The organism is Bartonella propinqua (assembly GCF_047263965.1).
Taxonomy (GTDB): Bacteria; Pseudomonadota; Alphaproteobacteria; order Rhizobiales; family Rhizobiaceae; genus Bartonella.
Genome location: NZ_JBLEBK010000001.1, coordinates 361,569 through 383,267 on the forward strand (window position 1 = coordinate 361,569; position 21,699 = coordinate 383,267).

Sequence of the window (21,699 nt, forward strand, 5' to 3'; positions counted from 1 at the left end):
TTTCACAATGACTGTGAAAAATGAAACAATAGATTATTCGAAAACTCTTTATCTACCACAAACAAATTTTCCTATGCGTGCAGGTTTGCCACAAAAAGAGCTTGAACTGATGGCGCGGTGGGAAGATATAGGGCTTTATACTCAATTGCGTCAGCAAGCAAAAGATCGTCCACTTTATATTCTTCATGACGGTCCACCTTATGCAAATGGTCACATTCATGTCGGGCATGCTTTGAACAAAGTTTTAAAAGATGTGATTGTTCGTTCATTTCAAATGCGTGGTTTTAATGCAAATTATGTACCTGGTTGGGATTGTCATGGACTTCCGATTGAATGGAAAATTGAAGAAAAATATCGTGCACAAGGGAAAAATAAGGATGATGTGCCTCTTAATGAATTTCGTCAAGAGTGCCGTGAATTTGCACAATATTGGATAACTGTACAAAGTGAAGAGTTTAAGCGTCTTGGCGTTGTCGGGGATTTTAATACTCCTTACACCACAATGGCTTTTCATGCAGAAACACGTATTGCGAGTGAATTGATGAAGTTTGCTATGTCAGATCAGATTTATCGTGGCTCAAAGCCTGTGATGTGGTCTGTGGTTGAACGTACAGCTTTGGCTGAAGCAGAGATTGAATATCATGATCATGAATCAGAGGTTGTCTGGGTTAAATTTCCTGTTTTTGAAACAGATTCTAGTGATTTACATGGTGCTTATGTCGTGATTTGGACAACAACTCCATGGACAATTCCTAGTAATCGTGCAGTGAGTTACTCTTCGCAAATTTCTTACAGTGTTTATGAAGTTGAAAGCACAGAAAATGATTTTGGTCCTCAAGCTGGAGAAAGGCTTCTTTTTGCTGATGCTTTGGCTATGAGTTGTGCAGAAAAAGCAAAACTTGTTTTGAAGCATTTGCGTGTTATTTCTACTGATGAGCTTAAAACTCTGATTCTTTCTCACCCACTCAAAGGTCTAGCTGGAGGTTATAATTACAAAATTGCAATGCTTGATGGCTCGCACGTAACAGAGAGTGCTGGTACAGGTTTTGTTCATACAGCTCCCAGCCATGGGCGTGAGGATTTTGAAATTTGGAATGCTTGTAAGTCTATATTGGAGCAAGCTGGGATTGATACTTCTATACCATTTCCCGTTGATGATGCTGGTTTTTATACGAAGGATGTTCCTGGTTTTGGACCAGATCGTCAAGGGGGAGCCGTGCGCGTTATTGATGATAATGGAAAAATGGGTGATGCTAATAAAGAGGTTATTGATGCTCTCATTCAAGCGGATCGATTGTTTGCACGTGGTCGTTTAAAACATTCTTATCCCCATAGTTGGCGTTCAAAAAAACCAGTCATTTTCCGTAATACGCCACAGTGGTTTGTTGCGATGGATAAAGATCTTGGAGATGGGTCAACACTACGTAGTCGGGCATTAGAAGCTGTCTCGACGACGCGTTTTGTTCCTTCTTCTGGTCAAAATCGTCTGGCTTCCATGATAGCGGATCGTCCTGATTGGGTTCTTTCTCGTCAACGCGCTTGGGGTGTGCCGATTTGTATTTTTGCGAATGAGGACGGCGTTATTCTTAAAGATGAGCGTGTAAATGAGCGTATTTTGCAGGCTTTTAAAGTAGAAGGGGCAGATGCGTGGTTTGCTGAAGGAGCGCGTGAACGTTTTCTAGGGGAGCGTGCGCATGAACCATGGGTTCAGGTTCTTGATATTCTTGATGTTTGGTTTGATTCTGGGACAAGTCATAGTTTTGTATTAGAAGATCGGGATGATTTACAGTGGCCTGCCGATGTTTATTTTGAAGGATCCGATCAACATCGTGGATGGTTTCAGTCTTCTCTTTTGGAAAGCTGCGGTACGCGCACACGTTCACCTTATAAAGCGGTGATTACGCATGGCTTCACTTTGGATGAAAATGGCAAAAAAATGTCTAAATCTCTAGGAAATACAGTTGTTCCGCAAGAGGTTATTAAAACATCTGGTGCCGATATTTTTCGTCTTTGGGTTATGACAACTGATTATTGGGAAGATCAGCGTTTAGGAAAAAAAATCCTTCAGACGAATGTAGATTCGTATCGTAAATTGCGTAATGCAATTCGCTGGATGCTTGGAACTTTAGCGCATGATGAAGGAGAAGAAATATCGTATTGTGCACTACCAGATCTTGAAAAGTTTATATTGCATCGGCTTTTTGAGCTTGATCAGCTTATTAATAGAGCTTACGATGAGTTTGATTTTAAGAAAATTATGCGTGCGTTATTAGATTTTTCAATCATTGAGTTGTCGGCGTTTTATTTTGATATCCGCAAAGATTCTCTTTATTGTGATGCACCTTCATCAAAAAAACGTAAAGCTTCTTTGCAAGTTGTTCGTGAGATTTTTGAGCGGATGGTAACATGGCTTGCTCCAATGTTGCCTTTTACAATGGAAGAAGCGTGGTTAGCACGCTACCCAGAAAGTCAATCAGTGCATTTAGAGCAGTTTCGTCCTGCGCGAGATGAATGGCAGAACGAATTTTTGGCTGAGCGCTGGAAAAAAGTTCGGCAGGTTCGTAAAGTTGTGACGGGTGCTTTAGAACTTGAGCGTGCTAGCAAGCATATTGGGTCATCTTTGGAGGCTGCGCCTGTCGTTTTTATTTCTAATCCAGTTTTACTGGAGGCAGTAGAAGATTTGGATATGGCAGAAATTTGTATTACCAGTGCTTTAACAGTTATTCAAGATGATCCTCCTTCGGATGCTTTTATTCTCAATGATGTTGAAGGTGTTGGTGTGTATTCAGAGAAGGCTTTGGGCACAAAATGTGCGCGATCATGGCGTTATACACAAGATGTTGGGAGCGATCCAGCTTATCCTGATGTATCTGCTCGCGATGCAGCTGCTTTACGGGAATTACAGATGCTCGGCAAAATTTAAAAATTTTTAATTAAGAGAGGTACAGAGGTAAAGGGTTATAAACAGCGCTATTATTTGAATTCTATCATTGATGGGTATGATCTTTTATGGTACTGATAAGTCCCACTGTTTTATCTGTGGGGGGGGGGTGTGCATAGGCTGATTTTAATAAGTTGCGGGAATATTAATCAGCCATATACTTAAGAAAATGGTTCAGCAGTGGAAAAACGTAAAGTAAGAATATTTTCAACAAGCATTTTGAGTGTATGCTTTATCTTAACAGGATGTAGTTTATCTGCGCCTACCTATGGTACGGGGAGTGCAGTTTCGGTGCAGTTTTTAGAAGATATTGCTAACTCTTCTCCGCTAAAATCAAAAAATAACAATAATCCGCTTGTTCTGAAGCCTCATCCGCAGCTTGTGTTGCCAAATGTCGACTCGCATACCACTTTGCCTTTGCCTCAGTAAAATAGAGCACAGAGTAACTTTTCAGTAGAACAGCAACATGCAGTATTACAGTAGCACTTTTTTGGTGGCTGAGATTTTATTTTCTACAAAATAGTATCATAAGTTAAGAGATATCTTGATATTTTCAGTTCAAAAAGTTTTTACAGCTTAATGTAAAGTAACGATAGGAATATTTATGTCGTGAGAAAGGGTGAGGGAGGGTGTGGTGTGAAGTGTCTCAATTTCTATATAAGTTATCGTCAATCAGTAGAAATTGCATATGTTGGTTAATAAGTAAAGGTACAATATTAAAATAATGTGAGAGAACAAATATCTCAAAAATGGATTCCGTTCAAAACGCTTAGTAGCCTTTTAAAAAAGGATTATATTTTTAAAAAGTGCGTGTTGATAATGAGAGGATAGGAATTATTTTTATCGCTTTTGTGCAAAAAAGTCTTTAAGCAACTGGGCGGCTTCTTTTTCTTTAAAACCAGAATAAACTTCGGGTTTGTGATGACAGGTGGGTTGCTGGTAAAGGTATGGACCATGTTCGATGGCGCCACCTTTGGGATCGTTTACTGCATAATAAAGGCGTCGTATACGTGCGAATGAAATAGCTGCAGCGCACATTGCACAAGGTTCGAGTGTTACATAAAGGTCGCAATCAGGAAGCCTTTCGCTTTGTAATGTTTCACAAGCCATACGAATAACGCGTATCTCTGCGTGTCCTGTAGGGTCGTGTGCGGATTTTATGTAATTGCCAGCGCGTGCAATAATTGTTTTTCCACGTGTAATGACGGCGCCTACGGGGACTTCATCTTTTTTTTCTGCCCACTGTGCTTCTAAAAGGGCTACTTCCATGGGAGTTAAAGTCATAATATTCTTTCTATAAAACATAGAAAGCCAAAAGGCTTTTTTCTATAGAGGGATGCTGTAGAAATGGGTAAAGCTATTATCATTTTATAATGAAAGAAACACTCTTGCTTTTAAAAATATTTAAAACAAACTTGCAAGTAAACAGATACATTATTACTGCTAAAGGATAGAAAATGATAAATGATTGTGCTACTCCCCCCTATCTCAGGGTAAACGATGTGGTGCATGTAAACAATTAGCTGAATATATGGAAGAGGTTGGTGTGAAAAGCAAATGAATGAAAACCGTGAAAATGAGCGGATTGCCAAAAGGCTAGCACGTGCAGGTGTTGCATCGCGTCGTGATGCAGAAATGATGATTATTGCTGGTCGTATTGTTGTTAATGGTACAGTTGTGACAACGCCTGCTTTTAATGTTACTCGCTCTGATATTATTAAAGTTGATGGAAAACTTTTGCCTCCTATAGAACGAACACGGTTATGGCTTTATCATAAGCCAGCAGGATTTGTTACCACTAACCGTGATCCTGAAGGTAGACCAACAGTATTTAGCAATTTGCCGAAAGGGATGCCTCGTGTCCTTTCTGTAGGTAGGCTTGACATTAATACAGAAGGGCTTTTACTGTTAACCAATGACGGTGGTTTAGCGCGTGTCTTAGAACTTCCTGTAACGGGATGGGTGCGCAAATATCGGGTTCGTGCTCATGGAAAAGTAAAACAAAGTGCACTTGATAGCCTGAAAAATGGCATTGCGATTAATGGTATTTTCTATGGTTCGATTGAAGCATCAATTGAACGTGAACAAGGGTCGAATATATGGCTTTCTGTAGCTTTGCGTGAAGGAAAAAATCGTGAAATAAAAAATGTTCTAGGTGCGTTAGGACTATCGGTTAATCGTTTAATTCGTATATCTTATGGTCCATTTCAGTTATCTGACTTGGAAGAAGGAGCAGTTCGTGAGTTGAAAGGTCGGATGTTACGTGATCAGTTGGGTGAGCGTTTAATTATGCAAGCGAATGCAGATTTTGATTCTCCTATTCTTAAGCCATTTTCAAATTCTGCAACTGTTACGGAAAAGCGAGGTAGTAAAGATCTTTCTGTTGAAAAGGATGACTGGGTTTTTTCAAGTGGGAGAGATGTGCAACGCAGACACAGAAGTAGTTCTGCTGAGCACGGTCGGGCACGGTTAAGCACAAAGCCTGATGATAAGTTTGTGAGTAAAGAGAAGAGCGAAGATAAAAAAGCCGAACGTTTTTTGCCGCGTTCTCGCCGTTCTAATGTGTGGATGGCTCCTGGTGCACGTCCACAAAATGCGCGTAAAAAGTCTTTCCATAGTGAGGATAGCTTTCATGGTCATAAGAGCGATTTTTTCAGTAAGAGAGTCTTCCATAGAGGTAAGGAAAAACCACAAGAAACCCAGTTACGGAAAGATAAGGGCGTCAGTCTTGATCAAAAGCGTGGAAAGACTTCTTATGATGAGGCGCGTGTTTCTAGCAAAAAAGATCGTTTTTTTAAGAAAGAAGGAAAGATTGTTAAAAGCGGTCATGATGAGCGTTCTGTTGAGAATAAGCAAAGAACGAAATCATTTAATAGTGCCATAAAAAAATCTAAATCGTATAGCGGTGGTACAAAAACATCGAAGGCATTTGGAGGATCACGTGCGGGTCATCGGCGGTAAATTTGCGAGGCGTGTTTTGTTTGCACCTGTTGGTCAGTCGATTCGTCCAACGAGTGATCGCACACGCGAAAGTCTTTTTAATGTTCTTTCTAGCCGAGAAGAACAATTTTGGATCAACAAACGTATTCTTGATCTTTTTGCTGGTACTGGTGCTTTAGGCATTGAGGCACTTTCGCGTGGTGCAAAGGCTGCTGTTTTTATTGAAAACTCTGTTGAGGGACGTGGGCTGATTCAAAAAAATATTGAATCTTTTGAATTGCAGTCAGTTGGGCGGATCTTGCGTCGTGATGCAACTAAACTTGGTAGTATTGGGACAATGCTTCCATTTGATGTTATCTGTGCGGATCCTCCCTATGGCTATTGTTTAGGTGAGCGTGCTTTTGTAGAGGCTCTAAACGGAGGGTGGGCAAAAGCTGATACACTTTTTATACTTGAAGAAAAAAAAGATGCGATTATTCAGTTACCTGATGTATTTTATTTAGATGATGAGCGTTTTTATGGTGATACAGCAATACGTCTTTATAAACTGCGATCATGGATTCGATCCTAAGAGAGAGTCAATAGGATGAAAAAACGGATTCTATACGCCTTTTTTCATTGTACTTCTCGTATGGATGAATAGGGTGCTTCGTGAGTGCAAAACTTTTCTTTAATTCAGTGATGATAAGCCTTGATTAATTACATGGAAATATATGGAAATAAAATCAATGCTGTTATTTTGGATCAGGTTATATCAATTGTAAAAAATTCTTGAATAAAGAATTGATATACTTTTTTGTCAGTTTACGTGAGAACTGATGAAATACAAAAGGGACACCACAGTGAAGCGTTTTCTTGCGCTTGCGTAGAGATGAAAGAATACTATAGGAAAGATAATAATGAAAATAGATTTGGCTCTTAGTAGCTGAAAAATATATGATTTAAGTGATCTTTTGATTACTGGAATGTTGGAGAACTTTGGCTTACAACCAAATGTCGTTGCACCATAACCGTCTGTCGGATTGATTATAAGTAGAGAATTGGTTTGTGGAATGACAAAAGCAGATTGTAAGTAAGGGTTGAAACCAAGGAAATTTATAACATACTGCGCTTTTTCGGAGAGAATCTGAAAGGAGTTTCTCGATTCGTTGCAGAAAAAAGAATGTGTTAATGACGCATAGTTTTTATTGATAAGCATACGAAAATTACATTTTTGTATAAATTTGTCAGGTTGTTTATCAATGTAATAATCAATATGTGATGGAGTCCATGATGACTGAGAAGGATCAGATTGATAAAGCCGCTTCGTTGGTTGAATCGGCAAAGCGTTTTGGAGCAAATGCTGCTGATGCTGTTATTATACGTGCACATTCTCTGCGTGTATCGGTTCGTTTCGGAAAAGTTGAAGCGACAGAATCTTCAGAGAGCGATGATTTTACACTAAGGGTTTTTGTTGGAAAGAAAGTTGCAAGTGTTTCTGCTAATTTAGCGAATTACCCACAGGAATTAGCAGAACGTGCTGTTGCAATGGCTAAAGTTTCTCCTGACAGTTTATTTGAAGGTCTGGCAGATAAAGACTGTTTAGCTACTTGCCCTAAAGATCTTGATCTTTTTGATAATTTTGTTCCGCATAATCATTCTTTAACAGAGGATGCTTTGAAAATGGAAGCAGCAGCTCTTGATGTTAAAGGGGTAAGCAACTCTGGTGGAGCTGCGACAGCTTATGGTCGTAGTGGATTTGTTCTTGTGACCAGCGATGGTTTTTGTGGAGCCTATCGTTCTAGTTACTTTTCACGTTCTTGTAGTGCGCTTGCTGGTGAAGGTACTGCGATGGAACGGGATTATGACTATACAACAGCTTTACATTTTTCTGATTTAGAAGCAGCAGAAACTGTGGGAAAAAATGCTGGATTAGGTGCGGTTCGGCGCTTAGGTGCAGTTCGTGCAGCTACTGGGATTGTTGATGTTGTTTTTGATCCGCGTATGGCTCGTGGAATTGCTGGACATATCGCATGTATGGTCAATGGGGCATTGGTTGCTCGCAAAACGAGTCTTTTACAAAATTTTCTTGGCAAAGCAGTGATGAAGCCTGATGTTAATGTGACAGATCAACCATTACTCTTGCGTGGAAATTCTTCTCGTCCTTTTGATGGAGAGGGGGTTGAAGGGCAAGCATTGAATATTATTGAAAATGGAATTTTAAAAAATTGGCTTCTTTCATCATCTTCAGCGCGTGAATTGGGTTTGAAAACTAATGGTCACGGTGTGCGTTCGGCATCATTAGTTCAGCCTGCAAGTACTAACTTTGCTATTGAACCAAGTTTAGTATCACCGCACGATATGATAAAAAGTTTGCAGAATGGTTTTTATGTTACAGAATTATTTGGACATGGTATTGATTTTGTTACGGGTCAATATAGTCGTGGCGCTTCTGGTTTTTGGATTGAAAACGGTGAAATTGCTTATCCAGTGAGCGAAGTAACTCTAGGCTCTGATTTGCTACATATGTTAGCGCATTTAACGCCTGCGAATGATATTGATCGGCGTTATGGTGTAGCTGCTCCGACATTGTTAATTGAAGGGATGACACTTGCAGGAAAATAACTCGCATCATTCTTCTGATCTAAACCTTTTGCTTGATGTTTGTCGAGAGGCAGGGGATTTAGCAATGAAGTATTTTGGATGCGCGTTAGATGTTTGGATTAAAGATGGAAATTCACCAGTCAGTGAAGCAGATTTTGCAGTTGATCATTTTTTAAAGAAAAGGCTTCTTGAAGCACGCCCAGATTATGGCTGGATTTCAGAAGAAACAAAAGATAATCGAAGGCAACAGGTTTATGAACGTTATTTTGTGGTTGATCCTATTGATGGGACTCGTGGTTTCCTTTCTGGCAGTCCTTATTGGTGCATTTCGATTGCCATCGTTGAGAATGGTCGTCCTATTGTGGGTGTTTTGCAGTGCCCAGCTCAAGGGAATGTTTATGCAGCTATCACTGGTGGAGGAGCGACATTAAATGGCATGGAACTTCCTCTTTTGGCATCTCAGGTTAATCGCAAATATATAGTTTCGCTTGATAAATCGGTAGCTCAAAAATTGCCAGATGATTTTCGTAATCAGGTCAGTTTTTCCCCTCATATTCCTTCTCTTGCTTACCGTATTGTTCTTGTTGCTCAAGGTGAGATCGATGTCGTGTTGGTTCGTCCGAATTGTCATGAGTGGGATATTGCGGCTGCTGATCTTATTTTGCAGGAATGCGGGGGACGTTTTCTATCACTTGATGCACCTTTTATATCTTATGGGATTGAACCTTATCAATATGGATTTTTGATTGCTGGTAAAAATAATTGCTGTCAAAATATGATAGATGTTGTTCGTCAAGCGAAGTTGGTTTAATCACATAAAAATATGCTCAAATTTCTTAATGCTATGGAGGAACACATGACGGAATCCAGAGAAAAAAAACAATATTTGCATCTTGTATTTGGGGGAGAATTGAAAGATCTGAATAGTAATCAGTTTAAGAATCTGGATGACTTAGATGTAGTTGGTATTTTTCCAGATTATCAATCGGCTCAAGAAGCATGGCAGGCAAAAGCGCAGAGCAGTGTAGATAACGCATTGCAACGTTATTACATTGTAGACTTGCATCAATTTCTTGATCCTGAAACAGGCAATGCGTAAATAGAGCTTGATATTGGATTATTGTTTTCTTCGTTATGCGCGTGTAGTAATATTGAATTTTTTAGATTTGATATTAAAGTGAGTGAAATAATTTAAAAAAACAGAACATTTATTGATGAAAATGTGATTTTGGAAAATTTTATCAGTGGATGTTGAAAAATTATTTGCATTATTTTTGGATAAATTGGCGGTTGAAAAGCTCAAATGATGTTATGAAGGAAAACATAGAGCACTTATAATACGCTTATTATCACTTTTTTGCATGAGCGGGGTATGATGAAGTCTTATTGTTTCATTTTTTTAATACAGAAATAAATACATAATTTACAAAAAGGTTATAGTCTCAATGTGCGCGTAGTTCAGAGGAGCTAGGTGAACGCGTCATATTAAATAAAAGCGAAAACAGACGCTAGTAACATAGTTAAAATGTTCTTAAATTTAGCAAAAGATGGCTAGATTGTGGATATCTTATATAGAAAAGTGTGTAAATTTAGGAAATGGATTACTTTGTTGGCTAAATTATTTACCTTATCATACTTTGTATACATTGTATTTTCATGGGAGAAGATTCTTGAAAGAGCGCAACGTAAAATTGTAACTCCGCTTTCCCTTTGGATAGTTAATCATTTTCGTGAGGGAAACGCTTTTCGTTTCTAAAAGTTCAAGTTGTATTTTACTAAGATAAAAGTGGATATAATGAACAAGTATGGTGAATCATTTAATAGAGAAAGTTTACAGGTATCTCAAAATAAGTGGGTGAGGTGATTTAAATGATAGAACTAAAGGCACGTGCGGCTCTTTTAATCTATCGGATGATTGGTTTTTGCTTACGTCCTGTTATTCCTTTTTATTTGGTGCTTCGTGCTATACGTGGAAAAGAAGAGTGGGGTCGTCAAAAAGAGCGTTTAGGTAAAAGCCATCAGGTACGTCCACAAGGTTCATTAATTTGGTTGCATGCGGCCAGTGTTGGAGAAACGCTTGCTCTTGTTCCACTCATTAATTATGTTTTATCATTAAAAATCAATATATTATTGACAACTTGTACTGTAGCATCTTCTTCCTTAGTGAAAAAACATTTTGGTAATCGAGTCATTCATCAATATGCTCCATTGGATTTAAATCTGGCAGTGCGGCGTTTTATAAGCCACTGGAAGCCTGATTTAGCACTGATTTGTGAATCAGAAATTTGGCCTCTACGGATTAAAGAGCTTGCCAAAATGCGCATTCCACAGATTTTGGTTAATGCCCATATGTCTGAACGCTCTTTTAAAGCTTGGCAAAAACAGCGTGTTCTTTCCAGATATATTTTTAGGAATATTGATATGGCTATTGGTCAAAATGAAAGAGATGTAGCTTATTACCATACGCTTGGAGTCAAATCTGTTGCACTTTCTGGTAATCTCAAGGCTGACGTTTTGCTTATTGAAAATCAAGAATTGCTCGCGCATTATCGTAATGCTATTGGTGGTCGTCCAGTTTGGGCAGCGGTTTCAACCCACGAAGGGGAAGAGCAGATCGCTTTTGAAGTTCATAAGATTCTTAAAAGTTATTTACCTGATTTGTTGACCATCATTGTGCCTCGTCATCCTGAGCGTTCAGAAGATCTTATCAAGAGATGTACCATTGAGAGTTTGCGTTTCGTTCGTAGAAGCAAAAATACTATTCCAGATGCGAATACGGACATTTTGTGGGGAGATACAATTGGAGAAATGGGACTTTTTCTTCGTTTATCAAAAGTTACTTTTATTGGTAAGTCATTATGTGGGGACGGTGGACATAATCCATTAGAGTTAGCTTTTCTTGGTTCAGCTATTTTGACAGGACCCCACGTTTCAAATTTTCAAGAGATGTTTGAACAATTTTTAACCCGCGATGCAGCATATATGGTTCAAGATACAAAACAGCTTGCTATTCAGGTGTATAAGCTTTTAACAAATGAAGCATTACGGCAAGAAATGGTTGATAAAGCTTATGAAGTAGCTGCGGATATGGCTGGTGCACTCGAGCGCACATTAAAGATTCTTGATCCATTTTTGCAGCCTCTTGTAATACAAACAAGTTTAAATCAGCATCGAGGTAGGTATGCGTATTAGCGCACCTCATTTTTGGTGGAAAGATAAAAGCTTTTTACGTTTTTTATTAGCACCAGTTTCTTGGATATATGGTTATTTTTCGCGTTGTCGTATGGCAAGAAAACCTCCTATTATTGATCTTCCAGTTTTATGTATTGGCAATTTTACATTAGGTGGTGCAGGCAAAACGCCTGTTGTCATTGCTTTTTGCCAAGTAGCCAAAGAGCTTGGTTTAGTACCCGGTGTTATATCACGTGGTTATGGTGGAATGGCTAAGGGGGTGCATCTGGTAAGTAGGGAATGTGATAATGCGCGCGATGTTGGAGATGAGCCGCTTTTATTAGCACAGCATGCTTTTGTGGCTATATCCTCTGATCGTTATGCTGCGGCACAACAGCTCAAGAAGGAAGGATGTAATCTTATTTTGATGGATGATGGGTTTCAAAGTCGTCGTCTTTATATGGATTATGCGTTGCTTGTTGTAGATGCAATGCGTGGTTTTGGTAATGGAGCTGTTTTTCCGGCAGGACCTTTGCGTGTATCGTTAAAAACACAGTTTTCTTTGATGGACAGTGTTTTGTTGATTGGTCATTCAGATGCTCATGATAAGGTCACTTTTCTTGTCACTGAGACCGGCAAACCTTTGCATCATGCACACCTTAAATCATTAGCTTCTGATGAGGTTGCAGGAAAATTATTTTTGGCATTTGCAGGTATCGGTAATCCAGATAAATTTTTCAGATCAATTAAAGAGCTATCTGGTCATGTTGTACAAACGTATTCTTATCCAGATCATTATTTTTTTACCGACACAGATTTAAGAAATTTAGTACAGAGAGCTAAAATTCAAAATTTATGGCTGGCTACGACTGCTAAAGATTATATGCGTATACAGACAAGCTGTGTGCAAAAAGAGTTAAAAAACCTCATTATATTTGATGTTAAAGTCGATTTTGTTCAGAAAGATTTTTGCAGTATAATCCTTGAAGAAGTTATGACGCGTTTTGAAAAAAGAAAGCGTTTTCTTTAATCAATTTGCAATTTTAAAGGCAATAAGAGGACTTTTTTTTTATAGTATTTAATCGATTATTTTTTTTGTGTTTTCAACAATTGACTGAGATATGGATTGCATTCAATTTCGCGATGATAAGAAATTTCGCAATTGGCATATGCTTCTTGACGGTGATGATTCCAATATTTTAAATCGTCTATAGGAATTTTTTGTCCGCTAACAGCGCACAGAGTATAAGTCCCATATTTGACGATTTTATATCCACTGTTGGAGTAATGAATTTTTGCTTCGCGTTCATTGTTGGAAAACATTTTTTATAGCCCCTTTTTATCTATATGAGAGATGATTCAAACAAAATGCCATAAGTTGCTTTATAAAGTCGAGAATGAATTTAAAAAATATCCCTTTTTTATTAAAACAGCTTTTATTAGAAAAGTGTAATTTATTTTCTGCCAAAAAGCCGTTCTATATCAGCTAATTTGAGTTCAATATAAGTAGGACGTCCGTGATTACATGTAGCTGTATTGGGCGTTACTTCTATTTGTCGTAAAAGTGCATTCATTTCTTCAGGACGTAAAAGGCGCCCTGATCTTATTGATCCATGACAGGCCATAGTTGCTGCAACATAATCAAGCATCGCTTTTAAATTGTCTGTAGTATCATATTCAGCTGCTTCGTCTGCAAGATCCTTAATAAGAGCTTGTACGTTAATTTCTCCTAACATGGCAGGTGTTTCACGCACAACAATTGCGCCAGGTCCAAAGGGTTCTATTCCTAAGCCAAATTTCTGCAAAGCGTCCTTGTGCGTTAAAAGACACGCTGCATCTTCTTCGGAGAGCTCTACAATTTCAGGGATAAGCAGCAATTGTGAAGGAAGCGGTTTAGAATAAAGTGCATTTTTGAGTGCTTCATAAACCAATCTTTCATGAGCAGCGTGCTGATCAACAATTATCAGACTGTCTTGAGTTTGAGCGATAATATAGTTTTTATGAATTTGCGCTCTGGCAGCTCCTAATGGATAATGTAACTCTTCCGATGAAGGTATAGTGCTTGCAGCGCATACATCGCCGCTTGGCATATCTAAGGATTCCATAATAGAAGTGGAATCCTCTCTGAAGTTGTGAGAGTTTGTAACTTCTAATGGTTTGTGAATCATTGATGCAGACGTTGATGCGAGATGCTGCTTTTGTGGGTTGTAAGAAAAAGTCTGGTGCGTGTTTTTAAAAGTTCCCAACGACTGTGAAGTTTGAAATGCAGCCAGAGCTGCTTCTGAGTTTGTTGAAATGGGGCGAACACCAGTCTGATGCAATGCTTCATGAATTGCTCCAACAATTAGACCGCGAATTAACCCTGGATCACGAAATCGTACATCAGCTTTAGCTGGATGTACGTTAACATCTACATCAGCAGGTGGTAAATTAATGAAAAGAATGGATACAGGGTGGCGATCTCGAGCCATGACATCAGCATAGGCTCCTCGGATTGCTCCGCAAAGAAGTTTATCACGCACTGGGCGTCCATTCACATAAGCAAATTGATGAAGGCTATTACTACGACTGAAGGATGGCAAACAGGTAAAGCCAGTCAAGCGAACTGTTTCACGCTCAGCATTAAGTATAATGCTATTAGAGGCGAATTCCTTTCCCATAATCTGTGTAATACGTTGTAATTGTCCTTGAGGACTATTCTCCATAGCGGGTAATTCTAGGGAAGTTCTGTCTGGACCAGAAAGAGAAAAGCGGATATGTGGAAATGCTATAGCAATTCGCTTAATTATATCAGTGATAGCATTTGTTTCGGCACGATCAGTTTTCATAAACTTTAATCGTGCTGGAGTGACAAAGAAGAGGTCACGAACTTCAACGATAGTTCCAAGATTAGCGGCTGCTGGTTTTGGTCCTACACTTTGCCCTGCTGTTACAGTAATTTCAGTAGCATTGTCAGCATGCTGCGTTCGTGAGGTCAATTTAAGTTTTGCGATAGAACCAATAGAGGGTAAAGCTTCTCCTCGAAAACCAAGGAAGCAGATATTGTGCACGTCATCGGTAATTTTTGATGTGCAATGGCGAGAAACCGCTAAAGTTAACTGATCTGCAGGAATTCCGCAGCCATTATCGCTTACTTTTATAAAGTTCTTTCCACCATTTGCTGTGACAATTTCAATTCGCGTTGCTCCAGCATCAATGGCATTTTCAATAAGCTCTTTGACGACACTTGCGGGTCGTTCAATAACTTCGCCAGCGGCGATTTGATTAATAATATTTTCGCTAAGATGGCGTATAAGCATATAACTAAAAGGATTCTAACGGATTTTATAAGAATTTTAACCATGATAACATTATTTGCTCAACATTCCAAGAATGAGAGAGCGTAAAAGATATTCTTTAAAAGAGCACTTTTTAAGTGTTATTTCGTCGTGTGTGATGCTCTATTCTTGATTATGGCAAAAAATCGTTTTTATTATGTTATAGAATTGGCTTAGAAAGTTAGTAAAAAATAAATCGCTCTAAGACAATTTTGCCCACAAATCTCTGGGGAAAAAAAGAAGCAAGGTAAAGATAGAAGGCAGGATACATGGTGCAAGTAAATGGTATTTTGGCAGATAGTGATATACAGACTTTAATTGATAATGACATTGTTAAAGCTTTGTGGCCATTTAATGCAACCCAAATACAGCCTGCAAGTCTTGATCTCCGGTTAGGAGAGAAAGCTTATCGTATACGTGCTTCCTTTATGCCAGGATCTGATACAAAAGTTTTGGATAAGCTCGAGCGGTTAAAGTTGCACGAATTTAATTTGCAGGATGGGGCAGTTTTGGAAACAGGTTGTGTTTATATTGTTCCTCTTTTGGAAAACTTAGCCTTACCAAAGAATTTATCTGCAGTTGCTAATCCTAAAAGTTCTACGGGACGGTTAGATATTTTTACACGTGTTATCACGGATAATGCTCAGGAATTTGATAAAATTTGTGCAGGTTATCATGGACCACTTTATCTTGAAATTAGTCCACGTACATTTCCAATTTTGGTACGTACTGGTTCGTATTTAGCTCAGCTTCGGTTCCGCAAGGGGCAAAGTTATTTAAATGAAATTGAGCTGCATGCTTTGCATAAGGATGAAATGCTGATATCGGATGATCTTCCTAATATCAGCGATGGTGGTGTTGGGCTATCTATTAATTTGAAAGGAAATGAAAATGGACTTGTAGGTTATCGTGGGAAGCGCCATACAAGTGTTATTGACATTGATAAACGAGCTGTTGCTCATGTTTTAGATTTTTGGGAACCTCTTTTTGATCGTGGTCAAAGGGAACTGATCCTTGATCCTGATGAATTTTACATTTTAGTTTCGCGAGAAGCTGTTCATGTTCCTCCACTTTATGCCGCTGAAATGACGCCTTTTGATCCATTAGTTGGTGAGTTTAGAGTGCATTATGCAGGTTTTTTTGATCCAGGATTTGGGCATATGGAGGTTGGCGGAAAAGGAGCAAGGGCAGTTTTAGAAGTGCGCAGCCATGAAGTTCCATTTATTTTGGAGCATGGTCAAATTATTGGTCGTTTAGTATATGAGCGCATGCTTAATCGTCCATCAGTACTTTATGGGCATCATGCTGGATCACATTATCAAGCGCAGGGATTAAAATTATCTAAGCACTTTAAACAAGTTTAAAAACATGGATTATGATAACGTGTATTCATGAAAGGAAAAGCTTTAGTTTTTTTTAATTAAATGAGTTGCACCATTTATGTTATGTTTAGAATTTAAATGACGATGTATCTGATCTTGTATCAATAGTATTCAAGAACAAATAGTTTAATTTTCAATTATAGTGCAATAATAAATTTTCAAAAAACAAAAAATTTCCTAGATTAAATTTTTAATCTGGAAAAAAATAATAAAGACATTATTTTCATCAATGAGTTTTTTTAGGTTGCAATCTTTATTCCCTGCAACTACTGAATGGAATGTTTTATTAGAACGTTTCATAGAAGGCGTGTGGGTTGGGGTTTATTAATTTTAGGGCGTTTTCGCATTTCATTCAGGAGCAATGGTGCCATTATGATTATTTCCTCAACATTTGATTACCGTAAAGCAGCAAGACGTCGGCTTCCCCCCTTTCTTTTTCACTATATTGATGGTGGAGCCTATGCTGAGGAAACGATGCGACGTAATTGTACAGACCTTCAAACACTTGCACTGCGTCAAAGGGTTTTGCGGCAGGTTGGTGAAGTTGATCTTTCAATTAAGCTTTTTGAGCAAACACTTGATCTGCCGATTGTGCTTGCACCTGTTGGGTTAACAGGTATGTATGCGCGTCGTGGTGAGGTAAAAGCTGCACGTGCTGCAGTTGCGAAAGGTATCCCTTTTACACTGTCCTCAGTTTCTGTTTGTTCCATTGCAGAAGTGCAGGCAGAGGTTGGAGATGCGTTTTGGTTTCAGCTTTATGTTCTCAAGGATCGTGGGTTTATGCGGGATGTTTTAGAACGATCTTGGTTAGCTGGTGTACGCACATTAGTTTTTACAGTTGACATGCCTGTTCCAGGTGCGCGTTATCGTGATGCACATTCGGGGATGTCTGGACCTTATGCTAATTTACGCCGTACTTTACAGGCTATTCTTCATCCACATTGGGCTTGGAATGTTGGTGTTATGGGGCGACCACATGATCTTGGAAACGTTTCTACTTATCTTCAGAAGAGAGTTGTATTGGAAGATTATATTGGTTGGCTTGGTGCAAATTTTGATCCATCAATTGGTTGGCCTGATCTCCAATGGATTCGAGAATTTTGGAAGGGAAAAATGATTCTGAAAGGGATTCTTGATCCGCAAGATGCGCGAGAAGCAGTACAGTTTGGTGCTGACGGTATTGTTGTTTCTAATCATGGTGGGCGTCAGCTTGATGGTGTATTGTCAACTGCGCGAGCGTTGCCAGCAATTGCGGAAGCTGTAAAGGGTGATTTGGCTATTTTAGTTGATTCTGGTGTGCGTTCTGGTCTCGATGTTGTACGCATGATAGCACAAGGTGCAGATGCTGTCATGATTGGTCGAGCTTTTGTTTATGCGCTTGCTGCAGCAGGTGAGAAAGGTGTTGCGCATCTCCTTGATCTTTTTGCTAGTGAAATGCGGGTTGCTATGACATTGACTGGTGTGCGTGCAATTAAAGAAATCACACGCGAGAGTCTAGCAAGTGCAAGTGCTATTGATTAATGAAGAATGTTTGCGGATATTTTGTATGGCGTATAGTGAGATTTAGCATAAAATAAACAATGGGTTAATAGATGTTAAAATTAAGATAACCAGTCTATTATTGTATTTTATTTTAATGATTAAATGGTGCTGTTTTTTTGGCAACATATTTTTTTATCAGCAAGCTGAAAGGTGGATCCGTGGATAAATTGACAAGAGGCGGTTTTTGAGTGGATTGACTGTGGGGGGGGCTATAAACCTTTTAAGTGCAAGAATAGTTACAACATTGGCTATCGAAAAAGACAATAGGGGTGGGATGCTGGCTTGTAGGTTGTGCAAGCGTAAGAGGGTGTCGCATGGGGGTTACGCTGTACCATCATGGATGATGTCGAGAAATGAAGTGAGGTGGTAGAAAGGATATATCCTTGAAGAAAGTACACAAATTAGCTGAACAGTGGCGTAACATCGTTGTTCGTACAGAATGTGATCTTATCAAAGAACGAGAAAAGTTAAAATGTGAAACTACTTGCAATCTTCACTTACTGAGTGGTTGTTCTGGCTGCTTGTGAAAACTGTAAAGCTGAGTAAAGGAAGATATATTCGTTACCATGTAGCCATATCTTTTTAGAAACAGCGCTTAACTATATTGGTAGGCTGCGTTGCATAGTTCTGGAAGATTCCTGAATACAGTATCACTTGCAATCTTTGGGTTAATGTTATTCCCAATGACATTATCATTCAATATAACACTGAAGAGTGTCTACGAGTTTTTAATCATTATTTTAGTAAGAGGTGACAATACATTACCATTCATAATATGTGTAATGAAGAATATTCTGTCATAAAATATCCAAAGATGGGAACGATAATTATCATTATGTATTTTATTTGTATTGCAATCATAGAATGAGTGCAAAATACCCTTATTCAAGAAGAAAGATTCTCATTATGAAACGCCACAAACCTGAAGCATTAATGGATAAAAACCTTGGAAATATTCTCATCCCAAGAAAGGAAGTCCCTCCTTTGAGCAGAGAGGAGATTTTTGAAGTCGTTACAACAGATCTCCTTGTTCAATCAAACAAAAAAGAAATTCAGCGCTTGTCGAAAGTGGTCTATGGCAATTCAGGAATACTGAACCAATATGTGGATCAGATTAGCGTAGATCCAAGCTCATACAAGGAGGTTGCGGATCAGATTGCAAGTTCTCCTCGATCTATTTCTAAGCTTGCGGGGGTTAAACGGTTAGGCGTAAAAAGTCCAGCGCGCAGACAGGCTCAAGAACATGTTTCGCAACTTAGTGAAGCAATTGAAAATTATGCAGATGCTGTAAGTTTTGTTAGTATGGCAACGCTTCAAAGGCGTGAAACAGAACGAATGCGTTGCGAAAAAGCGGTAGAAATGCCAAGTGGACAGCTGCTAAGTGTTCTTGCCATGTCAAAAGAAGCACAACAAGAAGCTTTAATGGTTTCTCTCGTACTTCAAAAAGAGCTCACTGATTTTGCAAGTAAAATCAAGGATCGTCTCTCACCAAGTGATCATAAAGCAATTAATGAAAATGATTATGCTAAACTAGCTGACAGTATTGGCATATCATCAGCACAAGCAGAGGAAGTTACAGGCATCATTCAGAAAACCAAAGAAGCACACCAGCATGCTCAAAAGCTTAAAGTTCATCGCTCACAAGCAATGGCTATGGCAAGCTAAAAGAGTGTAAAACTTTGTGTTTTTTTTCATGGAGGGTATTTTAAAGTAAAACCTTACTCATGAAGAATGAGGTACGGCTTTATTGGAGGGGAGGTGTCTGTGTGTTGAGTATTGTCTATTTGTGAAATTAGAGTACGGGATTGCACTCAAGATGGTGGTGTAGCGTTGTTGTTGGTTCAACAGGGATTTTATCATAAAAATAGATATGTCTCATGCTATTTATTTTTGTTTAAATTCATTTCTTCGATTAAGATGTGCAAGGGTAGTACAAGGGGGATTTTTATGGAAAAGAAATTACCAAAGAGGCTGTATAATTGATGCAAAATGCAATGGATTACAAACAAGTGGTGTTGATCAAAAATGTATTTATACCTCTGTAACAGAGGCTATTAATAAGGATAAAGATAGTAAAATACAACAGTGGAATAGCTAGAATGGTTTAGCTTCCAGCTCAATTTATTTGTGATATGATTTTTTACCAAAAAGGCTGGTGAGGAAGAGGGATCAGATTGGGGAAAGTAAAGATATAGTGATAAAAAGTGCCCAGTGCTGAAGAATTAAAAGTACTTTCTGGTATGTAAAGAGATCTATATAAACAATCTGGAAAAGAGAATGAAGGTTAAGAGCAATAAGAGAGTGACTTTATGTATGAAAGATTGTTAACAAATAATGGACACAATTCATTCTGAAACATTAAAATTGATTGACCCTGTTACACTTTTTGCTGTTTATATTGGCAATAAAAGAAGGCTAGCTAAAATCATTGAAAATATTCTTCATGATTGCTTACAGTAAATTTTTATAGAAATGGGGAAGATTTTCTTTAGGGAAAACTTGTCTTATTTGACTTTTTAGTTGTATTATGAAGTTTAAGAGATCTAAGACTAATGGCAAATCCCCTTAATTGTGCAACCAGTTTTATAGATTTCAGAACGGAAATAATTTAGTGTTCGATAAATCAAATTCTATATATGCTGATTTCCAATAAATAAATACATTTATCATATCGAAAAATTTTTAAAAGTGAGTGGTATTTTTTACTAAGGTATTTACCAACTAGCAGCTCTAGAACATTATCTCAGTGAGGTTTACTAGGCTATTTTCGTCGCTGTTTTGGTTAGCTTACTGTTAGCAATAGCCATATCGCTTGATTGCTAACCAATTTTCTGGAAAATAGATCAGGCACTATTATAAGCTCAGTATGACCTTTCTAATCTTCACATTACGCCAGATTTGGTTTTTTGATTGCACTGACGATCAAGATAATTTCAATGATAGTGGCATGTGCCTGATTTTTTTGTTTATAATGGTATAGATTGTTAACAATTGATGAGCTTCAGCTCATTTATCAGCCTGAGAAAAGACTAGTACTCTAAGTTTTGCAATTAAGAAGAATTGTTCAGGAACTCTGACATCAAAAATACCAATATTTCATTTTCCATTTTAATATGATGCTAAAGTTTTTTCCTCAATTCACATATTTCAATCTGTTTGGATATAATAAAAAATGCTGCTGGTGTTTTGTTCTAATATTCATCACGTCACTGGTTTATCCAGCGTGTTATCATAAAAATCCTAGTAGTTATGGCTCTGGTAATTCAATAACAGTATAATTCTGGTAATAGTCAGCTGAGATGATTTACGTTTGAGCTTTGCGCTGAAGCTTTTTCTCTTCATCAGGTCATCTGTATTTTCTTGGAATAAGCGTATCACTCTGTGTTCAGGGAGTTAAATCCAGTATACTGCTTGAATATAGATAAAAATTAATGAAGTGCCTTTTTAAAGGAGGATATTCACATCATATTTGGTTTTTTAAGATACAGTAAATCCACCATCTACTTTCTAATATAATGGTAGTTCAGATTCAGTCATAAAAAATACAGTATACTTTTTACACAGTATAACTGGATTTATTGAGCTAATAACTATTTTGTCAAATTAATAGCTTTATCTTTATCTTACGATTTGCGTGAGCAGATAAAGTAATGAGAAACTGATGCAACTTATCACTTTGTATTGTATCTCTATAAAATAGCTATGAACTAGACTAGCCATTATTATTTTTTTAGCTTTTATCAATTTTATAAACAATAAACTTTATTGGTTGTACGAGGAATCAGCTAATTGTTTTTTTCGTATGGTTAGAAAATTTAGAAAA

16 protein-coding genes are annotated in these 21,699 nt (G+C 38.1%); 13 read left to right on the plus strand and 3 right to left on the minus strand.

Going from position 1 to position 21,699, the window contains the following annotated elements; all coding sequences use genetic code 11:
* Positions 1-7 precede the first annotated feature (7 nt).
* Both ileS and ACMFKV_RS01490 read left to right on the plus strand, forming a co-directional pair.
* Positions 8-2,923, plus strand: coding sequence for an isoleucine--tRNA ligase (ileS, locus tag ACMFKV_RS01485; RefSeq protein WP_413154315.1), 2,916 nt, complete (start codon positions 8-10; stop codon positions 2,921-2,923).
* Positions 2,924-3,121: 198 nt separating this feature from the next.
* Entirely contained in the window at positions 3,122-3,370 is a 249-nt protein-coding gene (locus ACMFKV_RS01490) for a hypothetical protein (protein ID WP_336287757.1), read from the plus strand.
* A gap of 411 nt (positions 3,371-3,781) precedes the next feature.
* Here ACMFKV_RS01490 and ACMFKV_RS01495 read toward each other — a convergent pair whose 3' ends face one another.
* Positions 3,782-4,225, minus strand: coding sequence for a nucleoside deaminase (locus ACMFKV_RS01495; RefSeq protein ID WP_413154316.1), 444 nt, complete (start codon positions 4,223-4,225; stop codon positions 3,782-3,784).
* Positions 4,226-4,498: 273 nt separating this feature from the next.
* Between ACMFKV_RS01495 and ACMFKV_RS01500 the strand changes: the two genes are divergently transcribed.
* The 7 genes from ACMFKV_RS01500 to lpxK all read left to right on the plus strand — a co-directional run bounded on the left by ACMFKV_RS01500 (position 4,499) and on the right by lpxK (position 12,665).
* The gene (locus tag ACMFKV_RS01500) at positions 4,499-5,902 is read left to right on the plus strand and encodes a pseudouridine synthase (RefSeq protein ID WP_413154318.1); all 1,404 of its coding nucleotides are present in this window, start codon (positions 4,499-4,501) and stop codon (positions 5,900-5,902) included.
* Positions 5,883-6,452 carry a 16S rRNA (guanine(966)-N(2))-methyltransferase RsmD gene (gene rsmD, locus ACMFKV_RS01505; RefSeq protein WP_413154319.1) on the plus strand — a complete coding sequence of 190 codons (570 nt, stop codon included), beginning with the start codon at positions 5,883-5,885 and terminating at the stop codon, positions 6,450-6,452. The genes ACMFKV_RS01500 and rsmD overlap by 20 nt, the downstream gene beginning before the upstream one ends.
* Before the next feature lie 701 nt (positions 6,453-7,153).
* Positions 7,154-8,485 carry a TldD/PmbA family protein gene (locus tag ACMFKV_RS01510; RefSeq protein ID WP_413154320.1) on the plus strand — a complete coding sequence of 444 codons (1,332 nt, stop codon included), beginning with the start codon at positions 7,154-7,156 and terminating at the stop codon, positions 8,483-8,485.
* Complete coding sequence (locus ACMFKV_RS01515; protein ID WP_413154321.1) at positions 8,472-9,275, plus strand: 3'(2'),5'-bisphosphate nucleotidase CysQ; 804 nt, start codon at positions 8,472-8,474, stop codon at positions 9,273-9,275. The genes ACMFKV_RS01510 and ACMFKV_RS01515 overlap by 14 nt, the downstream gene beginning before the upstream one ends.
* A gap of 45 nt (positions 9,276-9,320) precedes the next feature.
* Positions 9,321-9,563: a DUF4170 domain-containing protein gene (locus ACMFKV_RS01520; RefSeq protein ID WP_336287762.1), complete on the plus strand. Its 243-nt coding sequence runs from the start codon at positions 9,321-9,323 to the stop codon at positions 9,561-9,563.
* Positions 9,564-10,333: 770 nt separating this feature from the next.
* A complete protein-coding gene (gene waaA, locus ACMFKV_RS01525; protein ID WP_413154322.1) occupies positions 10,334-11,656 on the plus strand; it encodes a lipid IV(A) 3-deoxy-D-manno-octulosonic acid transferase in 1,323 nt (440 codons plus the stop codon).
* The gene (gene lpxK / locus ACMFKV_RS01530) at positions 11,646-12,665 is read left to right on the plus strand and encodes a tetraacyldisaccharide 4'-kinase (RefSeq protein WP_413154323.1); all 1,020 of its coding nucleotides are present in this window, start codon (positions 11,646-11,648) and stop codon (positions 12,663-12,665) included. Before waaA ends, lpxK begins: the two co-directional genes overlap by 11 nt.
* 56 nt (positions 12,666-12,721) lie before the next feature.
* Here lpxK and ACMFKV_RS01535 read toward each other — a convergent pair whose 3' ends face one another.
* Together ACMFKV_RS01535 and mutL are read right to left on the minus strand one after the other, a co-directional pair.
* Positions 12,722-12,958, minus strand: a complete 237-nt coding sequence (locus ACMFKV_RS01535) for a DUF2093 domain-containing protein (RefSeq protein ID WP_413154324.1) — start codon at positions 12,956-12,958, stop codon at positions 12,722-12,724.
* Positions 12,959-13,089: 131 nt separating this feature from the next.
* Positions 13,090-14,934, minus strand: a complete 1,845-nt coding sequence (gene mutL, locus ACMFKV_RS01540) for a DNA mismatch repair endonuclease MutL (RefSeq protein ID WP_413154326.1) — start codon at positions 14,932-14,934, stop codon at positions 13,090-13,092.
* A gap of 287 nt (positions 14,935-15,221) precedes the next feature.
* On the opposite strand from mutL, the gene ACMFKV_RS01545 reads away from it, so the two are divergent.
* The 4 genes from ACMFKV_RS01545 to ACMFKV_RS01560 all read left to right on the plus strand — a co-directional run bounded on the left by ACMFKV_RS01545 (position 15,222) and on the right by ACMFKV_RS01560 (position 19,541).
* Positions 15,222-16,316, plus strand: coding sequence for a 2'-deoxycytidine 5'-triphosphate deaminase (locus tag ACMFKV_RS01545; protein ID WP_413154327.1), 1,095 nt, complete (start codon positions 15,222-15,224; stop codon positions 16,314-16,316).
* Between the two features lie 390 nt (positions 16,317-16,706).
* Positions 16,707-17,855, plus strand: coding sequence for an FMN-dependent L-lactate dehydrogenase LldD (gene lldD / locus ACMFKV_RS01550; RefSeq protein ID WP_336287768.1), 1,149 nt, complete (start codon positions 16,707-16,709; stop codon positions 17,853-17,855).
* Between the two features lie 404 nt (positions 17,856-18,259).
* Complete coding sequence (locus ACMFKV_RS01555; RefSeq protein ID WP_336287769.1) at positions 18,260-18,403, plus strand: hypothetical protein; 144 nt, start codon at positions 18,260-18,262, stop codon at positions 18,401-18,403.
* Between the two features lie 379 nt (positions 18,404-18,782).
* Complete coding sequence (locus ACMFKV_RS01560; RefSeq protein ID WP_413154329.1) at positions 18,783-19,541, plus strand: BID domain-containing T4SS effector; 759 nt, start codon at positions 18,783-18,785, stop codon at positions 19,539-19,541.
* Positions 19,542-21,699: the final 2,158 nt, after the last annotated feature.

Excerpts from the sequence above, each read along its gene's own strand:
- ACMFKV_RS01545 (WP_413154327.1), top strand. The coding sequence starts at position 15,222 with ATGGTGCAAGTAAATGGTATTTTGGCAGATAGTGATATACAGACTTTA.
- ileS (WP_413154315.1), top strand. The coding sequence starts at position 8 with ATGACTGTGAAAAATGAAACAATAGATTATTCGAAAACTCTTTATCTA.
- mutL (WP_413154326.1), bottom strand. The coding sequence starts at position 14,934 with ATGCTTATACGCCATCTTAGCGAAAATATTATTAATCAAATCGCCGCT.
- lldD (WP_336287768.1), top strand. The coding sequence starts at position 16,707 with ATGATTATTTCCTCAACATTTGATTACCGTAAAGCAGCAAGACGTCGG.
- ACMFKV_RS01510 (WP_413154320.1), top strand. The coding sequence starts at position 7,154 with ATGACTGAGAAGGATCAGATTGATAAAGCCGCTTCGTTGGTTGAATCG.
- waaA (WP_413154322.1), top strand. The coding sequence starts at position 10,334 with ATGATAGAACTAAAGGCACGTGCGGCTCTTTTAATCTATCGGATGATT.
- ACMFKV_RS01500 (WP_413154318.1), top strand. The coding sequence starts at position 4,499 with ATGAATGAAAACCGTGAAAATGAGCGGATTGCCAAAAGGCTAGCACGT.
- ACMFKV_RS01495 (WP_413154316.1), bottom strand. The coding sequence starts at position 4,225 with ATGACTTTAACTCCCATGGAAGTAGCCCTTTTAGAAGCACAGTGGGCA.
- ACMFKV_RS01560 (WP_413154329.1), top strand. The coding sequence starts at position 18,783 with ATGAAACGCCACAAACCTGAAGCATTAATGGATAAAAACCTTGGAAAT.
- ACMFKV_RS01535 (WP_413154324.1), bottom strand. The coding sequence starts at position 12,958 with ATGTTTTCCAACAATGAACGCGAAGCAAAAATTCATTACTCCAACAGT.
- ACMFKV_RS01520 (WP_336287762.1), top strand. The coding sequence starts at position 9,321 with ATGACGGAATCCAGAGAAAAAAAACAATATTTGCATCTTGTATTTGGG.
- lpxK (WP_413154323.1), top strand. The coding sequence starts at position 11,646 with ATGCGTATTAGCGCACCTCATTTTTGGTGGAAAGATAAAAGCTTTTTA.